Annotated in this window: 20 protein-coding genes; 2 read left to right on the top strand and 18 right to left on the bottom strand. The window is 45.2% G+C overall.

Annotated features, from left to right (window positions below; genetic code table 11):
* The 18 genes from PCH02S_RS25615 to PCH02S_RS25530 all read right to left on the bottom strand — a co-directional run bounded on the left by PCH02S_RS25615 (position 1) and on the right by PCH02S_RS25530 (position 23779).
* The gene (locus PCH02S_RS25615; RefSeq protein ID WP_127456946.1) at positions 1 to 1536 is read right to left on the bottom strand and encodes an extracellular solute-binding protein; all 1536 of its coding nucleotides are present in this window, start codon (positions 1534 to 1536) and stop codon (positions 1 to 3) included.
* Positions 1537 to 1561: 25 nt separating this feature from the next.
* Positions 1562 to 2443 (bottom strand): carbohydrate ABC transporter permease, encoded by an 882-nt coding sequence (locus PCH02S_RS25610; RefSeq protein ID WP_127456945.1) that lies wholly within the window; start codon positions 2441 to 2443, stop codon positions 1562 to 1564.
* Positions 2443 to 3435: an ABC transporter permease gene (locus PCH02S_RS25605; protein ID WP_246069253.1), complete on the bottom strand. Its 993-nt coding sequence runs from the start codon at positions 3433 to 3435 to the stop codon at positions 2443 to 2445. The genes PCH02S_RS25610 and PCH02S_RS25605 overlap by 1 nt, the downstream gene beginning before the upstream one ends.
* Before the next feature lie 260 nt (positions 3436 to 3695).
* Complete coding sequence (locus PCH02S_RS25600; protein ID WP_127456944.1) at positions 3696 to 6035, bottom strand: AraC family transcriptional regulator; 2340 nt, start codon at positions 6033 to 6035, stop codon at positions 3696 to 3698.
* 14 nt (positions 6036 to 6049) lie between these two features.
* Positions 6050 to 6445: a Rieske (2Fe-2S) protein gene (locus PCH02S_RS25595; RefSeq protein WP_127456943.1), complete on the bottom strand. Its 396-nt coding sequence runs from the start codon at positions 6443 to 6445 to the stop codon at positions 6050 to 6052.
* A gap of 17 nt (positions 6446 to 6462) precedes the next feature.
* Positions 6463 to 7521 (bottom strand): amidohydrolase family protein, encoded by a 1059-nt coding sequence (locus PCH02S_RS25590; RefSeq protein ID WP_246069252.1) that lies wholly within the window; start codon positions 7519 to 7521, stop codon positions 6463 to 6465.
* Positions 7522 to 7612: 91 nt separating this feature from the next.
* Positions 7613 to 10264 (bottom strand): glycoside hydrolase family protein, encoded by a 2652-nt coding sequence (locus PCH02S_RS25585; protein ID WP_127456941.1) that lies wholly within the window; start codon positions 10262 to 10264, stop codon positions 7613 to 7615.
* 40 nt (positions 10265 to 10304) lie between these two features.
* Positions 10305 to 11135 (bottom strand): carbohydrate ABC transporter permease, encoded by an 831-nt coding sequence (locus tag PCH02S_RS25580; protein WP_127456940.1) that lies wholly within the window; start codon positions 11133 to 11135, stop codon positions 10305 to 10307.
* A gap of 18 nt (positions 11136 to 11153) precedes the next feature.
* Positions 11154 to 12095 (bottom strand): carbohydrate ABC transporter permease, encoded by a 942-nt coding sequence (locus PCH02S_RS25575; protein ID WP_127456939.1) that lies wholly within the window; start codon positions 12093 to 12095, stop codon positions 11154 to 11156.
* A 22-nt stretch (positions 12096 to 12117) separates the two neighbouring features.
* Positions 12118 to 13497, bottom strand: a complete 1380-nt coding sequence (locus PCH02S_RS25570; protein ID WP_127456938.1) for an ABC transporter substrate-binding protein — start codon at positions 13495 to 13497, stop codon at positions 12118 to 12120.
* Between the two features lie 242 nt (positions 13498 to 13739).
* Positions 13740 to 15056 (bottom strand): response regulator, encoded by a 1317-nt coding sequence (locus tag PCH02S_RS25565; protein WP_127456937.1) that lies wholly within the window; start codon positions 15054 to 15056, stop codon positions 13740 to 13742.
* Positions 15053 to 16861, bottom strand: a complete 1809-nt coding sequence (locus PCH02S_RS25560) for a sensor histidine kinase (RefSeq protein ID WP_164819734.1) — start codon at positions 16859 to 16861, stop codon at positions 15053 to 15055. The genes PCH02S_RS25565 and PCH02S_RS25560 overlap by 4 nt, the downstream gene beginning before the upstream one ends.
* Before the next feature lie 61 nt (positions 16862 to 16922).
* Complete coding sequence (locus PCH02S_RS25555; protein ID WP_164819733.1) at positions 16923 to 18296, bottom strand: ABC transporter substrate-binding protein; 1374 nt, start codon at positions 18294 to 18296, stop codon at positions 16923 to 16925.
* Positions 18297 to 18354: 58 nt separating this feature from the next.
* Positions 18355 to 19587, bottom strand: a complete 1233-nt coding sequence (locus tag PCH02S_RS25550; RefSeq protein WP_164819732.1) for a mandelate racemase/muconate lactonizing enzyme family protein — start codon at positions 19585 to 19587, stop codon at positions 18355 to 18357.
* A 164-nt stretch (positions 19588 to 19751) separates the two neighbouring features.
* The gene (locus PCH02S_RS25545) at positions 19752 to 21515 is read right to left on the bottom strand and encodes a glycoside hydrolase family 2 protein (RefSeq protein WP_127456933.1); all 1764 of its coding nucleotides are present in this window, start codon (positions 21513 to 21515) and stop codon (positions 19752 to 19754) included.
* 167 nt (positions 21516 to 21682) lie between these two features.
* Positions 21683 to 22423, bottom strand: a complete 741-nt coding sequence (locus PCH02S_RS25540) for a GNAT family N-acetyltransferase (protein WP_246069251.1) — start codon at positions 22421 to 22423, stop codon at positions 21683 to 21685.
* 2 nt (positions 22424 to 22425) lie between these two features.
* On the bottom strand, positions 22426 to 22773 hold the full coding sequence (locus tag PCH02S_RS25535) for a YrdB family protein (protein WP_127456932.1): 348 nt from the start codon (positions 22771 to 22773) through the stop codon (positions 22426 to 22428).
* 184 nt (positions 22774 to 22957) lie between these two features.
* Positions 22958 to 23779, bottom strand: a complete 822-nt coding sequence (locus PCH02S_RS25530; RefSeq protein ID WP_127456931.1) for an SDR family oxidoreductase — start codon at positions 23777 to 23779, stop codon at positions 22958 to 22960.
* 331 nt (positions 23780 to 24110) lie between these two features.
* Between PCH02S_RS25530 and PCH02S_RS25525 the strand changes: the two genes are divergently transcribed.
* Both PCH02S_RS25525 and PCH02S_RS25520 read left to right on the top strand, forming a co-directional pair.
* A complete protein-coding gene (locus tag PCH02S_RS25525) occupies positions 24111 to 25331 on the top strand; it encodes an MFS transporter (protein WP_218033184.1) in 1221 nt (406 codons plus the stop codon).
* Positions 25332 to 25408: 77 nt separating this feature from the next.
* Positions 25409 to 25810, top strand: a complete 402-nt coding sequence (locus tag PCH02S_RS25520; RefSeq protein WP_127456930.1) for a VOC family protein — start codon at positions 25409 to 25411, stop codon at positions 25808 to 25810.
* Positions 25811 to 25821: the final 11 nt, after the last annotated feature.

The raw sequence follows: 25821 nt of genomic DNA, 5'->3' as shown, positions 1-25821 counted from the left end.
TTATTTTTTTGCTGTTTTTTCCTTGTACAAGTCATTAAGTTCCTTTAAATGCTTCTGATATGACGGGTCGTCTTTAAAGCTTTGGACAAATTTATCAAAATCTTCAAAGCTGTTTTTGCCTATGATGACATTTGTAATCATATCGTTGATTTTTTTATTCCAATCCGCACTTTTCTCCAAGGCTGTCGGAGTGACAAGCCCAAGCGCCGGGTTCGGAACGGAAACGGTTGAAATGGTGTCTACCAGCTTGTGGTTGTATGCTTTCGTTTCCGGCGTCATTCCCGGCAAATCCGCTTTTACGTATTTATCGTAATAGCTTGAGACCCATTGCGCCGAAGTATCGAAAGCATAGCCTTTCTTTTTACCCTCGTCTGTCTGGGTGATGTCCCCTGCTTCATTCTCGTTGTAATCGACGCCTTTAATGCCGTAAGCAACCAGATTGTACGTTTCTCTCGTTGCCGTATAGTTGTAAACTTCGAGAATTTTTTTCATTTTTTGTTCGCTAACTTTTTTATTAATCATGAAAATACCGAACGAGCCCGGTGCCGCTTCCATATAAACCTTACCGTCCGGCGCCGCCGGGAACAAATAAGGCTTGATAACCGCGTTCGGATTAACCTTCTTCAAGTCATCGGTATACAAGTGGCCGTCATACACGTTGCTAAAGCCCATCCCGACTTTGCCCTGCGTCATGAAGTCGCGAGTTTGGCTCGTTTGCAGCAAAGGAAGATCCGGCACCATAATGCCCGCTTTGTTTACTTTGTTCCAAAACGCCAGCGCATCCTTGATCTTGGGATTGAAGAAGCTAGGCTGTACCTGGCCGTTTTCATCTACATAATGCTGCAAACCCGCACCGAACATTGATATGAAATAATTGGACAAAGTCGGTGTGCCTTGACCAACAAATCCGTACGTATCGTTTTTGCCGTTACCGTCAGGATCATTTTTTGTAAAGGCTTCCATAACACGATAAAACTCATCCATCGTCGTTGGCGCTTTCAATCCCAACTTATCCAGCCAATCCTGCCGGATGAGCAGCGACTGGTGCCCGTCAATCGGACGAACACGCGGAATGCCCATGGTTTTCCCTTTAAAGGAGACATTTTTGTAAATTTGCTCAGGATAAGCCGCCAAATTCGGATAATCCTTGATATACGGCGTTAAGTCCCAGAAGGCTCCCTGGTTTGTAGCATTGGCAAATGCCTGCGTATTAATGTCCCAAACCAGGCTCACATCGGGTAAGTCGCCAGAGGCCAGCATGACGTTCAATTTGTCCTGGTAATTATTAGCCGGAACGTAGGTCACATTCATTTTCACATTAAATTTCTCGTTAATTTGCTTCAAGCTGTCCAGATCGTTACCAGGTGCCGAATTGTAGGTTGTGGTCAATATATTGATCTCCGTAGGTTCCTGTTTGCTCGAAGCACTGCCTGCACCGCCCGCCGAATTGGAAGCTCCCTCCGGAGAGCTGCAGCCAGCGAGCAGGACAATCGTCGAAGCGGCACCAAGGTACGCTCTTTTTAACCATCTGTTCATCTGTATGACCTCCTTAAAATTTAACTTAACCTTTCACAGAGCCAACCATCATGCCTTTGGCAAAATATTTTTGCAGGAACGGATATACGATGATAATCGGTAAGGAAGCCACAACGACCGCCGACATTTTTATCGTCTCCGGTGGCAGCATCTGATCGCTCTGCAGCATTTGCGCAACAGACGGATCGCCTACCTGTGTTGATGCTTGAATGAGCAGCACTTGCAGCACGACCTGCATAGGGCGAAGCGTATCTTTGTTAATGTACAGCACCGCATTGAAATACGTATTCCAATAAGCCACTGCGAAAAATAAACCAAACGCGACAAGCGCCGTTACGGAAACAGGCAGCATAATCCGAAAAAATACGCCGATGTCCGTACATCCGTCCATTTTGGCCGACTCTTCCAACTCCTCAGGAATTTCCTGATAAAAACTTTTCATCAGAATGACATACCAGGCGCTGCTCAGTACCGGAAGAATAAGCGACCATATGGTATTGACCAGCCCCAACTCCTTGACCAGCAAATAGTTTGGTATCATCCCCGGATTAAACAACATGGTGAACAAAATACCAATCATGAACACCCGCTTCAGTCTAAACTTTTTGCGAGATAGGGTATACGCAAGTCCGCTTGTCAATATGAGACTGCAGGCCGTACCGACAATCGCCAGAATTGCGCTTACGCTTAGCGAATTCAAAAAGGTGCGAGTTGACAGAATGAACTCATACGAAGCCAAGCTCCAATGTTTGGGAAAGATGACGATTGGACTTGTCTGGTACTCAATAGGATCGGTAAAGGAAACAAGAATAACATAAATAAAGGGCAGCAAGGTTGATAACCCGATCAGTCCAAGAATCGCATAATTAAAAATATCAAACACACGCGAGCCCCAGCGCAGTTTCATCAGTACACGCCCTCCTCTCCCAGCTTCTTAGCCGCTCGGTCTGCCAATAGAACAAGGATCAAGCCGACCACCGATTTGAATATACCGACAGCGGTCGCAAAGCTGAATCGCCCGTTTTGAATCCCTACCCGGTATGCATAAGTATCGAAGACATCCGCAACCTCCGTCACGGCCGAGCTGGACATCAAGTAAATATGCTCAAAACCGATATCCAGTACTTGGCCCAAACGGAGTATTAATAAAATAATTACCGTTCCTTTAATACCCGGAATCGTCACATAGAGCATTTGCTTCCATCGGTTCGCCCCGTCAATCTTTGCCGCTTCGTATAGCTCAGGATTAATACTGGCTAAGGCGGCCAAAAATATAATCGTTCCCCAACCGGTTTCTTTCCAAATCGTCTGCGCTGTCAGCATGCCCCAAAAGGTTTCGGGATTCGTTAAAAAATTAATAGCCTGCCCTCCCGATTCGACGACCAGCTTATTAATAATTCCACTGCCGCTCAAGGTCAGAAAGCAGATACCTACGATAACGACCCAAGATAAAAAATGAGGCAAATAAATCGAGGTTTGCACCCATTTTTTGAAGGTCGCGTTCTTCAGCTCGTTCAGGAGCAATGCAATAATGATAGGCATCGGAAAAAATAAAATGATATTTAGGTAGCTGATCGCTAAAGTATTGCGGAATAGCAGCCAAAAATCAGGATTGGCAAAAAAACTTTGGAAATGCTTGAATCCGACCCACTCGCTTTTGAACAATCCCAGGTAAGGAGAGTATTCGGTAAAGGCTAGTGACAGCCCCCATAACGGGATGTACTTGAAAATAAGGAAATACAACAGTCCGGGCAGCGCGAGAACATACAGATACTTTTCCTGCTTCCATGTCGGCTTCCAACTTTTCAGCCAATTTAGAAAGCGGTTACTTGCCTGTCTCGTCTGCAGAGGCCTTTTTAAATCATTGGCGGATACCGCGCTTCTAGATTGATCTGGCAATACGCTCATCCTTTCTACATAAATTTGAATGTCACCCTGCCATCCATTGCTCCATGCTTGCTGAATTACAATGCCGGCAATCTGTATTCTAGGGATGGCTCCGATAATTCTCAATAAGCCATTTGTGCATGCTCATTCTGTGACAACCCAGCCTTGAGTCACACAACGAGCATTCGCTCTATGTAAGCAAAAACCCCCTATACAGCGGGAGTTTTTCTGTTCTCCAGCTGCATAGAGGGTCGTGGAACACGGCTGCTCCACTATCCGCGTTCCTCACGGAATTGTCCGGGAGTGATCCCTTCCATCTTTTTAAAAACACGGATAAAGTTCTGCGTATGGAGATAACCTACCTTCTCAGAAATGTCAGCGACGGGAATATCGGTTTCACAAAGCAGCTCTTTGGCTTTCTCAATCCGAATGTGCGTTAAATAATCGCTAAAGGCGATCTGTTTGAATTTTTTGAAAAGTTTGCTGAGATGGGTACGGCTGACTCCGAAATTGCGCGCGCACTGATCCTGAGAAATATCCTGATGGTAGTTCTCATGGATATAAGCGGTCACTTTGTCGATCATTTGCTCGTGTTCTATATTCGTTTTATTTCGTACGAACTGCACGATTGGTGTTATCAAATGCTGAAGAAACCAACGGTTTAAATCATCCATGTTTTGAAACTTACGTAAATAGTCGTAGGGCTCTTCTCCTTTGAAGACTGTATCAGGTTCAATGCCCAGCAAATACATGGTGCGTATCGTCGTGCCCAAGAGCTGCGTATACGACATTTGAATCACCTTGGCTACATGGGTCGCACTGATGACAAATTTCGAAAACTCATGAAGCATCCGTTCCGATTCCTGAAGGTCTCCCTGCTTCAAAGACTCCTCATAGTGCCGTTCCAGCTCAATGGGATAGCGGTAGCCTTCATTCGACTTCAGGAAGTCGTTATCCGGAGCAATAACTTGCTCTCCTCCAACAACGAGACGTGAAGTAAGAGCTGAAAGCGCTTGCCGATACACCAATGGGAGATTGCCTATCTCGCTCGTTCCTACTCCGAGCCCTGCCGTTACTGGCAGCCGTAAGTAATTGGCTAATACATTTCGGAGCTCCTCAACGAATGCCTTCACAGAATTCTCCCATGTCTCTAACGTTTCTTGAGCGATTTGATGATCTGCTTCCGCATGCTGCCAGAGCAGTACAGCCAGCTGATCGTTTAGACAATTGACAGTAACCCCAAGAATCGGGCGAACATTCGTTTGCACCATATCCATAATAATATTTTTCATAGCAAAAATAACAAGGTCCCGGTCCTGATCCAAAAACCTCCCATTAGCTGGACCGCTTTTGTCATAAGTCATAATAAAAACTGCGAATCGGGTTTGGTGGGGAAGCCCGTACCGCATGAACAGCTGTTCCAGCTCGCTTTGCGTGTAATGCAAATAATGCCCGAGCAGCATCTGCATGACAAATGATTCCCGGAGCATGGGCAGTTGCATTGATAGCTGGTGCTGCAGCTGACTCGTTTCATGCTTTAAAGCCTGCCAGCTTTGTTTCATAAACCCCATTTCGTCTTCTCCCTCATTATTGCCTAAGGAAGCCTCACGATTGAGGTAATTCATAAGGTTAGCAATAGGCCGGTAAATCCATTTCGTTCCAAGAAGCGTGAGAACAAACGCCAATAGAAGCACGACAACCAGGACTATGGCTGTGATGACACCGATTCCCGCCGATTTGGCATTTAATTCTTGCGTCGGGATCAGATCGATATACTGCCAGCCGGTATAGGGAGATGTTAACGTAGTAACCAGATAATCACGGTTGTTCCAATTATAATTGAGCTTATGGTCAGATATATTTCTATGACGAATCGTATTGAGCAGTTCGGAAGGCAGCGTAAAAGCGGAAGAGGCAGCAACAGTATTTCCTTCTTGGTCGACAATCACTGTCATCTGCCCCGGATACACGGTCGAGCGCTGGAGCGAATCCTGAAACACCTTCTGATCCATACGGACCAACATGAGACCGATTGGATTAGGTGCTTGTAGCGGCAGCTTGCAAATAAAGGTAACGCCACTAGCTTCATCGTTCTCCCGGATGCGAAAGATGGAATTGGTCCACGCCAGCTCTTTCGGGGAAACCATCGCATCATTTAGCCTGTTGTGGTCGTACACAGGAGCAATTTTAAATAAACCGAAAGAGGAAGAAAGCAGATAGTTGTCTTTAATGTACATGGATATATCAAGAATTTGCTTATGGTTATACTGAAAAGTGGAAAAAAACTGCGAGACCTGCATATTAAACTCAAATTCATTTCCCTTGATGCCCCGCTGCAAAGCTTCATTCGCGAAAAGAGGATGAAATAACATCTGCAATGTGCTATCTTGCATATTTTGTAAATCCCGATCTATGGTTGCCGAAGTATTCTCCAGCAGTTGAACATGGGCGCGGTTGACTTCATTTTGCAGCGTCGAAGTCGAGAAGAGGTAACTGCTGATCCCTACAAGTAAGGTCGGCAAAATAGAGGCAGCCAAGGTCAGCATGATCATGCGATGAAGCAATGCTGCCCGGCTGCTGAATACTCGCCTCCCGGTGAAGTTGAATCCCATGTTCCTCCTCCTTTTTAGGCATACAGAACAACATGTTCCTCTTCTACAGAAACCGGGAAGGTTTCAAGACTTTCCTCCAGCGGCTCTACAGCCACATCGTATTTTTTGACCAAACATTGATGGGGATTGAATAGAGATTTCCCCGTCGTGACATCAAACTCCCATCCGTGCCAAGGGCAGGCCAATATTTCGCCTTCCCGTCCGTACCGATGGCTGCCAGGCATCGACGGCAGCGTCGTCCCGGTCAATCTGCCAACACACAGAGGTGCTCCCTGATGTGGACAGCTGTTGCGCAAAGCGTAATACTCCCCATTTGCATTAAACACGCCAATAGACCTTCCGCCAACTTGAACGATTTTCCGCTCTCCCGGCTGCATTTCGGCCGTTTTACATACTACGAATCGCTCCATGTTCAGCAGCCTCCTGTTTAAAGGTTGTAAAACTCCTTCGCATTTTCATAAAAGATTCGCCGATGAAGCTCGGCCGGAAGCTTCGGAAACGCTCTTCTCGGCGAGTCGAAATCCCAATGCGGGTAGTCGCTGGCAAACATGAGAATATGTTCGGCATCCATCGCTTCCAGCATCGTTAACAAATATTTGTCATCATCTGGTCGCTCGATCGGCTGACTCGTAATACGCACGTGGTCTCGTAAAAATTCGCTCGGCCGCTTTTCAAGCCAAGGCACTTCATAGCGGAGTCCCTTATATTCCGCATCCAGCCGCCACATTAAAGGCGCAAGCCAGGATACGCCTCCCTCGACAAGCGCAATTTTGAATTTAGGATACTTCACGAAAACCCCTTCGGTCAGAAAACTGACCAGATGTGCCTGGAAGGCAAGCGACAAGCACGTATGAAACTCAATGTAGCGGGTAGGATGGCCTGGTGTGGGCTGATGGTTAATGCCCATTCCATCTGTACCGGGATGAATCGCCAGCGGAAAGCCATATTTTTCACAGGCTTCATAGATCGGATGATACTGCCGCTGACCGAAGGGTGCCCTCGCCCCGGAATCGGTCATTACCTGTACGAAATGAGGATGTCCGGCCCATCGCTCAATCTCTTTGGCCGCTCCGATAGGATCCTGGGTAGCGATATACAGCGAGCCTTTGAACACGCCGTCATGATTATATTTATCCAGCCATGTATCGGCAAGCCAATCGTTATAGGCAGCGGCTACTGCGGAAGCCATGTCGGGATCCGGCAAATTGTTCAGCATCGCGCGGGGCAGCAGAATCGCGTAATCGATTCCGTACTCGTTGATCAATTGCTCCCGCAAAAAATCGGGATCGGTTCCAGCCCCGCCTCCGTTCGGCGGCTTGGCATCCACACGGTTTCCCTGAATGTTGCCGTAAGCCCGGTTCAACGGACGATACCAGTCTCTCCAAGGCTGAGGCAAATATTTGTTCAGCTCTTCCCTGGATTTAAGGTAAACGTGGACATCGCAATCAATAATGCCGTTTTTTCCAGTCGTTTGCTTTGAACTCACCTGAATCCCTCCCATTATGCGTTAATGTGGTGCATGGATGGTGATGAAAAGCTTCGCAGCACCGTCCTGCTGCGAAGCTCATAGACATGAATTAGCGGCTTTGGACGAAATAATACGGCTGATTCGAAATGTCCTCGTTCAAGCCGGGATACAGCCGGGCTCCGCTATCGCTCTCAACGACCTCAAAGAAATAGAGGATGCCGAATGGCGACTTGGTGTAGGCTGCCGGAATTTCGGCAGCAAAGCTCGCACCGTCCCGATTCATTTCTGTGACGACGTAATGCTCGCTTTGGTTGGCGTGCCGATAGTGCAGCACTACTTTCAGGCCATCGGAGGCGCCAAGCAGCTCGAGCTGCACACCAATCTTCTCACCTTTGGTGAAATATGACGGCGCCTGATGCTCGAACAGCTGCCTGCGGTCAACAGGTGAAGCGGTCAGCACTTTCATAGCAGCTTGCAGCTTTCCGGAATCTACCGTTCGACTGTTGTCTGCCCGAGCTGTCTGCAGTTGGCGTTCCATTGCCTGAATATCCGCTTCAATTGCAGGAAGCCGGTCCGCCCAGTGTCCTCTAACCGCCCCTGAATTGCCAAATGCGATATCCGCCTTATATGTATCCTGCGAAATCTCAACGATCTTGACCCAATGCTCTCTGGCCAGCTTATAGAAATCCAACGCTCTTTCCAGCTCAACCGTATCCCCGGTCCGCTCGGACAAAGCGTAGCTTAACGCCGCCCGGAACTTATTCGCGAAGAACTGGCCGATATGGACCAGCATTCGTGTATCCGTTACAAACCGCTGGAAATTGGCATCTTGTGTATCTACGGCAAGCTCTTCGGCTTTGGACAAATGTTGTGCGGCCGATGTCGCCATGGACTCCAGACGATCCGCTGTTTCAAGCGGAGAATACTTGCCGTGACGGAAACCTTGAATAATATCGTCGGCAAAATCATCGACTCGATAAAATAAGGCAGTGTCCAGAGGGCTAGCTGCCCCGAACGTTCCCGGCTTTGGCGTATCGAAGCCAAACGGCGACGGCAATTCCGGATCGGCAATCGGCTGGTTGGTATGCATTTCTGGCCAATAAACAAAGTTTGCAGCGGACGGGCAGTAGGCTGCAGTAACCAAAGGCAGGATGCGGCTTGCATGCGCAAGCGCCGATTCATAGCTGTCTGCCGCCTCGCCGAATTCGTGGCGCAAATATCTGCGCCATACGTCAGGAGTCGCTTCCGGGTTATAGAGCAGTCGTCCCCATAGCCGGTACGTATATTTATACTTCTGCCAATCGCGGTTCGGCAGCTTCAGCTCTTCGGCGAGATATGGCTCCCTTCCGCCCTCCGTACCTGAACCTTTGCGTCCCTTGAACGTCAACGGTTCGCACAGCTCGATACCTTGCGTTCCGCTGAAATGGGAATGCCGTCCATAGCCTGCAGCCAGCGCGGGGTCTCCCCACATGAGAAGCTTCTGCGTTCCGGGCCATAACCGGAATAAAATGCCTATTTTGCGATCATCCTGCAAATAATCAGCATATCCGTACCGTGTAAACCGGCGCGACCATGCGGTAATAGCCTGCATATCCATCGTCTGGTTTTTCGGCAGAGAAAATTCGTTATCTCGGATTGCCGCCTGATGATAGCTTGGTCCCATATGCTCCGCCCAATATTTCGGCGAGATAAATATCGGCTGACCGGTGTCAAGCGCAATCTGAATCAACTCGTCATTAATACCCTTCGCATGCATATCGATTTCTACCCTGCGACCTATGTCCTTCGTTCCTGCCAGCGCAACGCGCCAAAATTCATAAGCAGGCTCTGGAATGCCCCCTTCATAATGTACACGGAAAGTCAAACCGTCGATCTCTTTAAACTCATTCAGCAGCTTGCTAATCGCATCACGGCAATAGGATGCATGATTCTTCGCGTCGATACCGGCAATCGTATAGTCCATGTTCGGACTTTCCGTAAACATGTAGGAGTGATTCCAGAGTCCAAGCTGAAAATGCATCCCCCGCCGTTTGGTCTCCTGACCGATGTAATGGAGCGTTTCGAAATTTAGCCTTCTTTCCTCTTCCGACAGTTCAAGCACTTTCACTTCGTAGCCCGGCACATCAAACAAAAACGGGTATGCAAAGCAAAAGTAGTTGTCCCGTACATTCAGATCGTGGCCGTAATCGTACCCCATTCCTAAAGACAGGGTGAACCGGTTGAACCGCTGTGTCGCTAGTTCCGTCAAATATTCATCCCAAAATGACTTATCGTAAAACCAAGGCTTATCTTCCGGTTCGCAAGCGAACAAGCGAGTTACGCTCCGAATTTCATTGGCCGGCTTGTCGATGAGCGTTTTAACGTTAAGCAATTCCCCGGTTATATCGCCGGAAGCATGTTGAATGCGATCCGTCAGTTCAAGGAGAGCGTACACGAGCCCGCGTCCATCAGGTGCGGTGAGTACGATATTCCCTTGTGTGGCAAGGATTGCAAGTGATTCCGCTTCAACTGGCAAAGCAACGCCAAGATCCTTGCCCGCAGCGCTGGCAACGGGGGAATCGTTCCCGGAAATGTTAATTTTCACCTTGGCGGATTGCTCGGCATCCAACTGTTCAAGTGCAACAACCATTCCGCGACTTTCAAGCGTTTCAATAAAAGTTTGCTTCGCCCATTGGACGGATGGTTCTGAGGATAGCGCTGTTTGATGATCCTGAACAATGATAATGTCAGGCAACTTGGTTGATTGATTTGCATGTGACACGGACAATCTCCTCCAATTCGTTGTATACAGGTAAAGTTGTTTATCCTTTTAAACCAGCTGTAGCAATTCCTTCAATAAAATATTTTTGCAGGCTCAAAAAGATAACAAAGATCGGCAGCAGCGACAAGACGGATGCCGCCATGATGGCGCCGTAATTCGTCTGCTCTTCGGTTTGAAACTGCAGCAGGCCAAGCGGAATGGTGAATTTATCCTTGTTGCTTAAAAAGACCAGCGCATTTTCGTAATTGTTCCACGAACCGACGAACGAAAAAATAACAAGCGTGGAAACAACCGGCATAGATAATGGAAGTATAATCTTTGTAAACGTTTTAAAATGATTGCAGCCGTCCAACTTCGCAGCTTCCATCAATTCATCCGGTATCGTCGTGAAAAACTGCCGAAATAGAAAGGTGCCGAAAGCACTGAAAATACCGGGAAGCATCAACGCCCATAGGCTGTTGTACAAGCCCATTAAACGATACAAAACGAATCTTGGAACCAATAACATCTGGTGCGGAAACATCAGGGTGGCGATATACATGACGAAAGCAGGTTCTCTGCCTTTAAACTTGATTTTCGCAAAAGCATATCCCGCTAATGCGCTTGTAATCACCTCTCCGACGACACTGACCACGGAAACTTTAACCGAGTTTAAAAAATAGGTTTGAAAACGAGCGAACCATACGGTTACATAATTATCCCAAATAAACGTTTTCGGTATCCAACGGATCGGAAATTCGAATACTTCCGCAGTTGGCTTGAAGGATGCAGACAGCATCCAGAGAAAGGGCATGACGGATAGGAGCGATAGTAGGAGCATAACTACGGTTAAAACCGTTTTTTGCGTTAATTTAAAAGACCTCGCACTCATCTCGTACCTCCTCTCCCTCTAGTTTACATGCGAGTCTTTATTGGAAAATTTCCATTGCAGCGTCGTAAAAATGAAGACCAAGATAAACAATACCCATCCAATCGCGTTGGCGTATCCAATCTTGTTGTACGTAAAGGCAGCTTTATAAATATAGTAGACCAGCACTGACGTCGAAGTACCTGGTCCTCCCTGCGTCATGACGTTCACCTGCGTGAACACCTGAAACGAACCAATAATGGAGATCACCGTTACGAAAAACAAAGTTGGCGACAGCATGGGAATCGTAATCTGGAAAAACTTGCGCAGCGGACCGGCTCCGTCGATTTCGGCCGATTCATATAATGTTCCAGGGACACTCTGCAGCCCAGCCAGCAAAATAACGGCATTATACCCAACGGCCTGCCAAACGCTCATGATGATAATCGAGATCAGCGCCCACTGGGACGAAGACAGCCAGCCCGGGGGGTGTTCGATCCCAATTGAAGTCAAGAACTGATTGATTGGACCGAAGGTAGGCATGTACAAAATACTCCACACCACGGAAATCGCAACCATGGAAGCAATATTGGGCAAATAAAATCCTAAACGGACTAAGCTTTTAAAGAAGATTTTATCGTTTAATACTACTGCAAGAATCAAGGCAAGAAACACAGAGCACGGAACCGTAACAGCTGCATAAACAATGGTGTTAACCAAGGACTTAATGAATACGTCGTCCGTCAACAAATTGATATAGTTTTTTAATCCGATAAATTTAATTCCTTTTAAACCGGATACCAAGTTCCAATCACACAAGCTGAAAATCAGCGAAAGGATAATCGGAATTAATTTGAAGATAATGTACCCGATTAAATTAAGGGAAAGAAACAGCCATCCCGCTATATTTTCATGCAGGATATCCTTACGAATCTTCTTTTTGCGTTTAGGTGCTATGAGTGAGTTCTTCTTTGCCAGTTCCATCTAGCATACCTCCGCACATCTCCTATTTCCCTGCTTTTTTGATTAAATCATCGGACTGCTTTTTCAATTTGGCTATGGTCTCCGCTGGAGTTTGATTGCCCATTAAACACGAAGTAATTTCGGATTTTACCATATCCATCATTTCAGCTTTAGCCGTTGTAATTGTTGTCAAATATGGCGTGAGCTTCAGCTTATTCGAAATAAACGTTTTCATACCTGTAGGCTGGTCAAAATGCGGGTAATCGAAAATGATTTTACCTACTTTCTCATTGACGGAAGCATCCATAGATGAAAGATTGGCAGGCGTCATCGCTTTGGATTGGGCGAAAATTTCCGGTGCTTCCAAGCAGTAAAACTTCAGGAACGTCCAGGCCGCTTCTTTATTAGGTGCACTCGCTGGAATGCTGAAATCGCTTATATAATATACATTGCTCAAGCTGTCTTCTTTTTTCACTTTGGGCAGATTGACAACGCCGTAATCAAAATTGGTAAAACCATAAGACTCCTGCGAGCTGTACTTGACGATAAATGATGGCTGAATGTACATCGCAGCTTTCCCCTGCATAAAAATGGTATGCGGATTAGTATCGATTTTGAGCGCTTTGTATTCCGAAATCGGCCACGCGGATTTATCCTTCATTTCCATATCGTAAAAAAATTGCAAGGCGTTCAAGAAGGCAGGATTGTCCCAATTCGATTCCTGTCCGTTATTTTTATAGACATAGTTGAGACCAAGCTGTTGAATAGCGGGAAAAGCCCATTGGCCGGTGTAGTCCGGTAAGAAGCCATAGATTTTATTAGCTCCGCTGCCTGAAGTCAATTTGAGCGCTGCTGCCCTGAGATCATCCCATGTCCAGTCGTCGGTTGGATACGGTACACCTGCTTTATCAAACATGGCTTTATTGTAGTAAAGACCGTAGGTCGCCATACTGTATGGAAGCGCATAATGATTGCCATTCACCGTTTCCAAATCATTTATCGAATCCCCGAAAATTTGCTTGTAGTCCATTTTGTCTTTTTTCAAGTACTCATCCAAAGGCTCGTACATCCCGCTTGTTGCCCTGACACGCATATCATCTACTGAAGCCTGCGGGATAACGTCGATGGCTTCACCTGAGGTCAGCAGCGAATTCGCCGTCGTCGGATTGGAATCCGCCATTTTCGTATATTTCACTTTGATATTCGGATATTTCTTCTCAAAAGCTTCGAAAAATGGCTTCATGCTATCCTCAACCGTCCAGCTGTAGACATTCAGCACAGTCTGACCCGGCGCTGCATCGGATGGCTTGGAGGCCGTGCCCGCACTTTGACTTTGGCAACCCATTGCTGCAATCGTGCTTCCGATAAGCATCAGAGGTACCAAATAACGCTTTACACTTCTAAAAGCTGAATTTCTCAACATGCTCACTCCCCTATTCGCAAAGTTATGTGTTCATGTCTTCATTATAGAAAGCCGAAAAGGATGTTGAAATGTGATATCTAAAGGCTTCCATTGTTTTATATTACTAATTTGGCCGTCCAGTTAAGCAGAATCCAAAGGTGCTTACCAAGTAAATACCGGATATTGTCTTTATTAACGATCCTTTGTTTTATATAACGCACGAACTGCATCAATTATAAAAAAACAACCCGCAAGGGGATGTTTCACTTCTGACAATTTCTATATTCCTGAGGCGTTAGACCCGTCACTTTTTTGAAAATTTTACTGAAATAATAGGCATCCGGATAGCCGACTTTTATGCCGATTTCATAGATCTTGCTAGTGCTGTTTTTAAGCAAATACTGAGCTTGCTCGATCCGAACATGAATAAGAAAATCAATAAAGTTTTCATTCGTTGTTCTTTTGAACAGAGAGCTCAAGTAATTCGGGGAAATGTTATGATACTGGGAAACCGTCTTTAAGGAGATATCCTCATCGTAATGTTTCAACATATACTTTTTGGCGCGGGCTACGATACTTCTCCCGTCATCGATTGGTTTAAACTCCTCTTCAAAACTAACCGTATGGCCGGTATCTAAGTGCCGCTGATAATGATGAATGGTACGCTTCAGCTCCGAAAAGCCTTGATCAAGCGCTGTGCTAGCCTCGCGATAGGCTGACTTCAGTTTTCCAAGACGGCTGCATGAGTCGCTAATCCCGATTCGGCATTTGAAGTTAAAATATGTTTTTAAAGCGCTTTCCACATGTACGGCTAATTTCTCGGCAGCAGATTTCAGTTCAGTCTCTGAATCGGCCTTAAATGAATGAATAATGGCAAACTCCATTGAATTGGTTGAGGTGACGTAAGCTGGCGGGTAATTTTGCAAAATCTCTTCAATCATATTCGTAACGCCGTAGGTTAGCACATATCTGTCGTCTACACCGTATTTTTCATATAACTCCCTGTTCTCCACTCGAACTAACAAACATACCAGATTTTCGGCATGCAGCTTGATATCCAGATAATTGAATTGCTCTTGAATCTCATCCTCATTGATATAGTAGCTGAATAACAGATTCTGGAACAATTTTTCCCGTAATGCAGGTAAATTCCGCCTTTTGTTCCATTCATCTGCGCGCTCTTCCTTATGCCTGCTTCGCTCGGCTTCAATCTTCCCTTTTACTTTGTTAAGGAGCTCGGCAAACGGTTCCGGTTCCATTTCCAGCTTCAATATGTAGTCCTCGGCACCGATCTGCATCGCTTCTTTCACATAATCAAAGTCGCCGTAAGAGCTCAGAACGATAAATTTCGTATCCTTTAACTGCTCACGTAATGCGGAGATAAGCTCAACTCCATTTAATAATGGCATCTTAATATCGGTGATGATAATATCCGGCTTTAATTGCAGAGCTAAATCCATGGCTACTTTGCCATTCTCTGCCTCCGCCACTAAATGAAACCCGTATTTCTCCCAGGGAATCATTGTTTTCAATCCAACTCTAGCCAACGTTTCGTCATCTGCAATCATCACACTGATCATTGGAGTCCTCCTGCCTCGAAATCTGCATCCACAGGAAATCGGATTGTTACGGACGTAAAGTGATCTTTTACACTTTGAATAGTCACGCCGTATGTATCCCCATATGTCAACCGCAGCCGTTCGTCAACATTCTTAATCCCGATGCCATTGAAGCGTTTACCGTTACCCTTGTCATGTCCCTCACACATGATTTGCTCTACATCCATACCAACTCCATCATCAAACACGGTAATTTCCACTACATTGCCACTCAACTGTAACTGAATACGAATACAACCAGTACCGCTTTTTGGCTCTATCCCATGGAAAATCGCATTTTCTATAAACGGCTGTAAAATAAACTTCACGCATTTGATCTTAAGCAGTTTCGGATCAATGTCAAAATCAACGCGAAACTTATCCGAGTATTTGACCTCTTGGATTTTGACGTAATCCTTGACGATCGCCAGTTCCTCTTCGATTGTAATCATGGCTTCGCTTTTGCTGGTGCTATTCGCTAGCAGCCGACCCAGCGCCTCCACCATCTCTTTAATGTTGTCCGCCTTTTGAATCATCGCCATCCAGCGGATGGAATTAAGCGTGTTATATAAAAAATGTGGGTTAATTTGGGCTTGCAGCGATTGGTACTCCATATCCTTTTTCTTGGCTTGCTCCTCAACCATCCTGGAGATCAGCTCTTGAATTTTCTCGATCATATAATTAAAACTTGAGCTTAACAGGCCAATTTCGTCCTTGCCCGTATATTCGGATTTAACGGCCAATCCGTCTTCTTTCACGCTTCGCATGACAAATGCCAGCTTCTTGATCGGGTGGACAATGCCGGACGCCACAAAATACCAAATAATTCCTGATAATAGGAAGCAAATCAATACAACGGCAATCGTAATATTAAAAATAATTTTATTGTCTTTCAGAAGCTCGTTGAGAGGGATGCTGTCTGTTAACCACCAACCGTAGCGTTCAATGTGGTAATACACCATTAACTGACCGTCCCGGGTAATAAATGAACCGTGGTCTCCCTCCTGCTCTCTCAATTTATCCACGCCTGGAAACGCCTTCAGCAGCATACTTTTGTCGGGATGGTACACGACTTGCCCGTTATCATCCAGGATTACAAATTTCCCGGCTTTCTTCATATTGCTGTCTTCAAACAAGTTGTCGAACAAATCTCTTCTGATTTTAATGTAAATTACGCCAAGTTTCTCTAATGTGGCGCTATTGCGAAAGGTCTTGATCATGGAAGGACTGTACATGTTCCCTGATCCAGCCGATCCGTCAGACTCTTCGTTCAACGTACCGAATCTAAACCGGGGCTGATCAGTCTGTACCGCTTGCTGGTACCAAATCTTCTCCTTGAACTTCTTATCGTCCGGATAAATATCGCTTGAAGCTCCGGTAAAAAGAATGATGCCGTTATCGCCAAAAATCTGAATAGAGGCCACATTGGAAACAGCAAATGCTTGCATAGTAAAATTATTGAGTGATTGCTGCGCGCTTTGCAGATCATAATAGCTCTGTATGGAAGGCGATTTGAAACCGGGAGAAAGCACCTTCTGAATATCCGAATTATAGGGAATATAATCCGCGATTTGTTCAAATTGCTTAAACTCCATACCGATGATGTTCTTGTTGTAAGCAAGATTATCCAGAAAGGACTCGCTGACTTTGCGCTTCAGCAAATCAATGGAGAAATAATAAGTACTTACACTAATTAACGTGGTCGGCAATAACATAACTAACATAAAAGAGATAAAAATTTTACGATGGATACTGCTTTTTATCCCTAGCCAATCTATTGATTTCATGCGAATCACCGAATTTCTGCGCAATTGGATCTGAGAGCGCATTCATATACTGCTAATTTTGCTACTGATTTTTGGAAGCAATCCATGCGTCGGATCTCTGTTTCATATCCTTCAACGCCTCATCCACGCTCCATTCTCCGAGGAAAGCCTTGGTGACATCTTCACTGACCACCTGCAATATCTCCTTCTTGGCTACCGTAATGGTTGTCTCCGGAGTCACATACTGCGTATTGGGATCTTCGAACACTTGCTTGGCTTCTTGCTCATCAACCCCGGGTGCACGGTAAATCAACTGATTGACCGCTTGGATGACTTGGGGATCAGAGAGTGCTGCCGCAGGCATCATTCCTTTCGGAGCCACCGTTTCATCAGGGCGCGTCAAACAATAAAATTGAATGAACGCAAACGCTTCTTTGGGATGCTTGCTGCTTTTCGGAATACTCATATCACTGAAGGTGATCGGGGAAACCGTAGGAGCATTAGCGTCCATCCTTGGCATCTGCACGACCCCCATTTCGAAATCATGTTTATATTCCGGAAGACGACTTCTCCAAATATTATAAATAGGCTCAATAAACATCGCGAACTTCCCTTTGAAAAACAAACTGGTCCGATTCGTCCCTATGTCCAGCTTTTGCCCGGGAAATTCGGTGAGTGGCATAATGGATTGATCTCTATTTTGCATATCGATAAATAACTGAAGGCTTTGCTTGTAACTGGGATGATCGAAATTCGTTTCGTGATCGTTTTTATACATGCTGTTTAAGCCAAGTGTTTGAATGGCTAACGTACTCCAGCCGATGTTTGTGTCAAGCGGATAGATAACGGAACCATATATTTTATCCGGACCCTCTCCTTTCGTTAAAAGCTTGGCAGTTTTCATAAAATCCTGCCACGTCCAATCCGCTTTAGGGTAAGGAACGTGGGCTTCATCGAACAATTGTTTATTATAAAACACGGCAAATTTATTGACCCCGTAAGGAACACTATAATAATGCCCATTGATCTTGGTTAAATCATTTATAGCTTTGCCGAAAGTTTGTTCATAATCGATATGGTTTTCTTCCAGAAATTCGTCGAGAGGTAAATACAAATTATTTTTTACCCTCTCCCTCAAGTCGTCCGGACTGAACTGGGCGGTGACATCAATGGATTCGCCGGAAATCAGAAAAGAATTAATTTGGGATGGAATGTTCGAGGTGCTGGGAAATTGATGGAAGATGGCTTCAATATTGGCCTGCGACTTATTAAACGCATCAAATGCCGGTTTCATTCCAGGCTCTGCTGTCCAATGCCAAATATCAATTTTAACCTTTTGGCGAGCAGCTGACGTTACCTGCTTGTCAGCCAGCTGCTCGTCCGAGGAGCATGCGGTTTCGAAAAGGAACATTGTCAGAACACTTGCTGCCAGAATCATGACTGGTTTAAGGTTCATGGTCATAAACTCCCTTCCATTACTAAAAATGGTACGTACAACTTTATCGACCGCTGCTTTATTCTTCATCCTTATAGATTCGAATGAGATGATATTTAGAATCGTCAAGCGCCGGCCCTACTCCGGAATCTTGCGGCACAGTCAAAATCCCGTTCACCGGTTCCGGTGCATAGGTAAAATAACGATTTCGATCGGGAATGACCTGATACAAATATTCGGTAAACGGAGATAAGGCTTCAGACTGGGCTGCTACAATTTGCGACGCTGCCAAAATCATATGACCGTGCGGTACTACACGGACATTCGGGTAAGAGGCTTCAACCATCTTGCAGATCGCGATTGCTTCGGAGATGCCGCCGCACCATTCCGGATCACATTGCACATAATCCAGCAGTCCTTTATCCAGATATGGTTTCAAGCTCCACCTGGTATAAAGATGCTCCCCGCCAGCCAACACCGCCGAAGGATTGTTTTGTTTGATCATCATGTATCCCTCAATGTCATCCGGAGAAACAGGCTCTTCGATCCAAACCGGGCGGTAGTTCTGCATTTCTTTGACCATCTCATTAACCCAAGTCAGCCTTTGGCTCCTGGTGGATGGATCGTCCAGTTGATCGCTTAAACGGCTCAAGTCATACATCACCTGCGCATCCTGCGGCAACGTTTGATGAAGCGCTTCCATAATGTAAAGATTGTTCTTGACTCCTGCAGCTTCTACTGGTCTTTGGGGAAGGAAGCATTTATGACGTTTGAAACCTTTGTCATACCAATTGGTCGCTTTTTCGACCGCTTCTTGCGGTGTCTTGCTGCCCATGCAGCTGACATAAGCCTCAAGTTCGGTGCGTCCTCCCTGCAGCAGCTGATGTACAGGTTTGGCGCTCGCCTTACCCCGCAAATCCCAAATGGCAATATCGATTGCGCTGAAGGCCGTAATGATTTCTCCTGTTGCAGAATGCCTGGACGTACGGTGCGAACGCCAAATATTGTCACCGTTTAACGGATCTTTCCCATGCTCATACGATGAAAGTGGATGTTCGGGATAGACAGCCTCCCATAGGGATGCAAACTCAATTTCCGGATCAAAAATATCGCGTTTCGCAAGAAATTTGTTAAACACATGAAGCCGATTTTTGACAGCAAGAAACTGATATTGCCCGTCCAACGGCCCGGCATGGCCCGTTAATCCTCCATAGCAAACAATTTCCACGTACCTATGCTCATTTTGCAGGTTATGATCGGCTATTTCGATGATTCTGACTTCCTGAATGGTGGATTCAGCATCTAATCTCATATGAAAGCGCCTCCGTTTATCCATCGAATTTGTTCGTCATTTTGAACCAAGTTTATCAAATTGAACTGTATTGTCAATAGTTAATTGGAATCATCCTTGGGAAATAAAAAAAGAAGCCTGCTTACAAAACGTAGCAGGTCTTCTTCAGGATACTACAATAACTCCTATTTCAAGTTGATTTTTTTGATTTTCTCCATCTCAATTTTCGGTTCACGCTGAATCGTTAATAACCCATTCACCTCTTGCTGCACATCGGTCAGCTGCGTGTAACAGAAGCCGCTAACATAATCCAAGTTTTTGATAGCCTGAGTAATACTTTCATAACGCGCCAGAAACTCTTCTTCATTCTTGACTTGATTGCCGTAGCCCCAACCTTCCTCGCTTTTAAACGCGATGCCGCCATATTCACTGATAATCACCGGCTGCCCCTTATAACTGTAACCGTTAGCAAAAGGATATCGATGTTTGTCATGCGGTACTTTATTGCTAAGCAGTACTTCTTGATCTTTATATCGAGCTTCGAATACTGAACCTAGTTCCTCGTAGTCATGCAGCGTTATAATATCCGAAACCGTGTGCTCCCAACCGTCATTCACAATAACAGGTCGCATTTGGTCATACGATTTGGTCAAATGATAGATCGATTCAGTAAATTGTTGCTGCTTCCGGTCCGTAGAAATGCTTGAAACTCCCCACGATTCATTGAACGGAACCCATATGACAATGCTCGGATGATTGTAATGCTGGCGCACAACTTCGATCCATTCCTTCGTGAACCGATGTACCGCATCATCTCCAAACTCATACGTGGATCCGAATTCTGACCATACCAAAAGCCCTTTGCGGTCCGCCCAGTACAAGAACCTGGGATCTTCCAGCTTCTGATGCTTACGAACACCGTTAAATCCGAGGGCTAATGTTTTCTCGATATCTTCAATAAGAGCTTCTTCAGATGGTGGTGTCAAATGAGTATCTTCCCAATACCCTTGATCGAGCAGCAAACGTTGATAATACGGATGATTATTAAGTAGTACCTTATTCCCCTTAATCTGAATGCGGCGCATGCCGAAATAGGTATAGACCGTGTCAACCGCCTGGCCATCCTTCTTCAGAACAACTTCCACATCGTACAAATTCGGATGATTCGGATGCCACGCGTAGACCTTCCATTCACCGACATCGTTCATGACGCTTAGATCCACCTTCACGAACTTCCTATCTACATTCGTTTCGGTCGAGCGAATCAGCTTGCCATCGTAACGAATAATCGTCTGGAGCGACAATCCTTCGAAAGCTCGAACGGTGCTTCCCAGCTCATATTCGAACGAAACAGATGCTTCCTCCAGCTTCGGCGTAATTTTCGCATGGCTTACATAGCAAGTATCGACGTATTCCAGCCATACAGACTGCCAGATGCCTGTCGTCTGCACATACCAGCAGCCATAGTTCTTGTCAGTCCAACGCTGCTTGCCGCGCGGCTGCATCGTACTGTTTCCATCCTCAACCCGGACGGAAATGCGGTTATTACTGCCTTGCTCCACAGCATCCGTAATATCAAATGAAAACGCGGAATATCCACCCTCATGCGAGCCGATATAAACCCCATTCACCCACAGCTTAGTTAAATAGTCCACGGCTTGAAAATGTAGCATTACCCGCTTATCTTTCGTTTCTTCCGGAATTGATACGATCCGTTCGTACCAAACGCACGGATGGAACTTCTCCTCGCCGATTCCGCTTGCCTTAGTCTCATATGTAAAAGGAACTTGAATGGTCCGATCCGCATGGAGATCGCTGTACCAATTGTTACGTTCTCCTTCGTACGAATCATCAAAGCGGAAGCTCCACTCTCCATTCAACAATTGCCATTCATCGCGAATCCATTGTGGGCGCGGGTAATTTTTAACATACTTATGCGTGCTGGTCATTTTCTGGCAACTCTCCTTTAGATTAACTTTTTAATTAACTAAATAATATATAAAAGAACCATTGGTCACATTATGCTAAATTGCCAGCATATTGTCAACAATAAGTTTATTAGTTAACTAACAGGTTACGTATAAAAGAGTTGACTGTATATTGAACTAGCGTTCTCCTATTCAAGTCCTTCAAAATTGCATCGCCAATCAGACACCCACGCGGGAAAATAGCCTAATCGATAAGCTACTCTCTGGGAAGCGATATTACTGCTTATGACGTCATAACTTGGTATCTCTCCCCGTTCCAATATTTCAAAAGTCAATCTGTTTACAAGATAACTAGCCAATCCCAAATTACGATAATCGGGTAATACCTCTATGCCAATTTGCCATAGTTTTGAACAGGTTTTACTTGCCCCTGCCACGCCGACAATTTCCCCATCTTTTTTTGCAAGCATAGCTAGATCAGTCTGCCAGGGAAGATTCGAATCATATATGATAGCTTCATTGAATCTTGTAGCATTAAATAAACGGACCACTTCTTCTCTCTTCATCATTTCAAATGAAAAAAAATCAGGGGGTGATATAAGCTTTATTCTTTTTACATCAGGCAGAAAATGCAAGTACAAACCTCTGATAAACGGTAAGGAAAATACGGCATCCCTGCTTTTGCCCTGCATCTGTTCTTTGGCAATGAGCAACCGTTCCGGTGTAGCTGATACTACAATTGACTTTCCCATTGATAGGATTTCGAAATAACGTGCTTTCCTCGGAAACGGCCTGCGTCCAGGATTTTCTTTGGCTTCTACAAAAATAATGCTGTCCTTCTCACCGTTCAGGTCATCGATTGAGCAATTTAAATCAATGGCAAGCTGTGATTGTACGATGAACATCATTTCTTTTTGGGTCATAATCATCGTTACTCTTCCTTTCTCTTATGTAAGAAAATGCCGAGCAGAAGTCGATTTCCAATATGAGCCACTACGTAGATTACGGAGGTTATAAAATAGCCTGACCAAATTAATCCGTAAGCTGCTGCTCCGACAAGCAAAAATTCGATGAAGACAACTAAGGGTGTTGGTAGAGAGAACCTGGCTTTTGGAGAAATAAATAGTCCCCATATGATTGCGGCTGCTAATGGAAGCCCACCTGTAAGGATGAATCTCGCAAAAGTTCCACCACCAAGATGATATCCCCAGACACCCAAAGAACCGAGAAGGAACAGCTCCAGTAAGAATCGGATCACTAGATTGAAAGATACAAACATGGTTGTACTCCTTTCTGTTAGTTTCGTCTATGAGTATATTAAATTTATCATTTCAAGATCTGTTGATCCACAATTTCCCATACAAAAAAAGAGAGCTACTTCAATCGCCGAAAATAAGATAAGGTTCTTGTCATTTAGCTTTTGACAAGAACCTTACTTTTTTAATTAATATTTAAATTTCGACTTATTTATAGTTCGACGCAATCGTCTCCAGATATTGCTCGATCGGAACCGAGCTACGAAGGGCCATCAAACCTTTTCCTGCTTCACCAACGAGCGTACGGAATTGATTGCTTTCCCCGGTTGCTTGAGCAGCAATAGCATCAACAATCGTTTGCGGATCATCGAGTTGATCTTCAGGCGTACTTGCCATCATATGGCCTACTTTATTTTCTAAATCATTGTAGGCTTTGATGTTCTCATTTTTATTCCAGATGACGCTATGGACGAAATTATTACCCTTGGAACCGCCTTGCTCGATAAGACGAAGTTCAATGTTAAGCTGCTTAAGCTCGTAATAAAGACCTTCCGTCAAACCTTCCAAAGCAAACTTGGACATGTTGTACAGGGAACCTAACGGTACTGCTGTGGTTACACCCATGAAAGAACTTATATTGATAAACATCCCGCCGCCAACCTCTCTGAAATGCGGCAGGAATTTACGAATCACATTAATCGGGCCGCGAACATTCACCGCAAACTGCCAATCGATGGTGCTCTCTTCGGCTAATTCAAGCGCCCCATAAGACCCCATCCCCGCATTGTTAACTACAACGTCGATTTTCCCGAAGGTTGCTATCGCATCGTTAACTGCAGAATTGACTTGGTCCACATTCGTAACGTCCAGCTTAAAGATTTTAATATTATCGTATGCGGTAAGCTCTGTTTCCTTCTCTGGCGTGCGCATCGTCGCGGCCACATTCCAACCAAGCTTCGCAAAATGAATCGCCGTCAGTTTTCCCAGTCCTGAGCTTGTTCCTGTAATAAAAATAGTCTTCTTATTCATAATTGAATCTCCTCCAAATATTATTTGTACAAATGATTTTTTTCAGTCATTGATGACCAATTTTCTATCGAACGTTCAATCTATAAATGAAAAGGCAATGGGAGGCCTCATAACCACCTACGTTCTCCGTTAGATCGAATGTTCATTCTAATCTTAACTTAAGACACAACTGCTGTCAATTCATTATTGGATTTGCGGACTTCCCCTGCTCTCATAAGTAATCACCCTTTCGGATACGCCGTTAACAAAACAATATGGCTATAGACTTCTTTTTTGAGTAAGGCATATAATACAATTTATGAGTTATTAGACGAAAGGATGTGTCATACAATTGGCTTCATCAAGCAGTTCAATTCAACAAATCCCCTATTATAAGAACTATTGGGTATCTCGAATGTTATCCTCAATTGCCTTCCAGATGCTTTCTGTAGCGATCGGTTGGCAAATGTATGAGTTGACCCATGATGCCTTCAGTCTCGGTCTTGTTGGACTAGCCCAATTTCTACCCATGGTTCTGCTGACCTTGGTCGTTGGGCATTTCGCAGACCGCTATGATCGGCGATATATCGTCTTTCTCTGCCAAATCGTAGAGGGCGTTATCGCCTTATTGCTTTTATTAGGTAGTCTTACAAATTCGTTAGGTCAGAATCATATCCTAGTAATGGCGGCCATTTTAGGAGCATGCCGAGCATTCGAAGGTCCTTCCTCTTCAGCTTTGCTGCCTCAATTGGTACCAAAGGAATTCCTTCAACAAGCGATATCGTGGAACACCTCGGTCGGACAATTATCGCAGATACTTGGACCTTCCATGGGGGGATTACTATATTGGGCAGGCTCATCTTTTGTTTATACAGCTGCCTCGCTCGCTCTTTTAACCGCGGGCATCCTAACCTTCTTCATCCGTTCAACGCCTATTGTGCGCAAATCTGAGCCGGTGTCTCTACGTTCCCTCTTCTCTGGCATCATGTTCGTTTACCGCCAACCGATCATCCTTGGGACGATATCACTTGATCTTTTTGCTGTACTGTTGGGTGGTGCAACCGCTTTATTGCCAATTTTTTCACAGGATATTCTTCATACAGGACCATGGGGACTAGGTTTAATGAGGACCGCACCAGCCATCGGTGCCTTGTTAATGTCAATTGTCTTGGTCTATTATCCACTGAAAAAAGCAGTTGGCTACATTCTGTTTGCAGCCCTCGCCGTCTTCGGATTAGCGACTATGCTTTTCGCCGTTTCGAGCCATTTATTCATTTCCCTGGTAGCATTATTCTTCATTGGTGCTTCAGATGTGATTAGCGTCATCATTCGGTCATCTCTCGTACAACTGCAAACTCCAGATGAAATGCGGGGGCGGGTCAATGCCGTTAACTCCCTTTTTATCGGTACTTCTAATCAGTTGGGAGAGTTTGAGTCTGGGACTTTAGCCGGTTTTATTGGAGCGGTTCCTGCGGTATTCGTCGGTGGTCTTGGTACGCTTGCAATCGCTGGGCTCTGGATGTATCTCTTCCCATCACTTCGAAAAATGCGAACCTTATCCGAGCAGTCGTAAATGATGCAATTCGCTTCTGCGGCCTGAAATAGAGTATAGTTGAGCTAGTTGAAAATATATTCCAGGAGGCTATAGCCATGTCACAAGAGATTTGGATTAACTTGCCGGTCAAAGATGTTGAGAGGTCAACCGCCTTTTTTAATGAGATTGGATTCCAAGCTGTGAGTATGGGTAACGAGAGAGCCAAGCTTGCCATAGGCCAAACAACGATTTTGCTGTTCCCGGATACGGTGTTTGAGAAATTTACAGGTTCAAAAATCGCAGATACTTCCCATAGCGCAGAAGTCATATTTTCAATTGGCACTAAGAGCAGAGAAGAAGTAGATACCTTTATTCAAAAAGTAGAGTTTGCCGGAGGAAGCATCTTTGGCAAGCCGAGTGAAACGGACGGTTGGATGTACGGTGCAGGTTTTGCCGACTTGGACGGTCACCGCTGGAACCTGTTGTACATGGATGAGAGCAAAATGCCTAAACGCTAATAGAAAACACC

This window comes from Paenibacillus chondroitinus NBRC 15376 (genome assembly GCF_004000765.1).
Lineage (GTDB): Bacteria > Bacillota > Bacilli > Paenibacillales > NBRC-103111 > Paenibacillus_E > Paenibacillus_E chondroitinus.
Note: the sequence above shows the minus strand (reverse complement) of the source record. Positions and strands in the feature narration are given on the sequence as shown.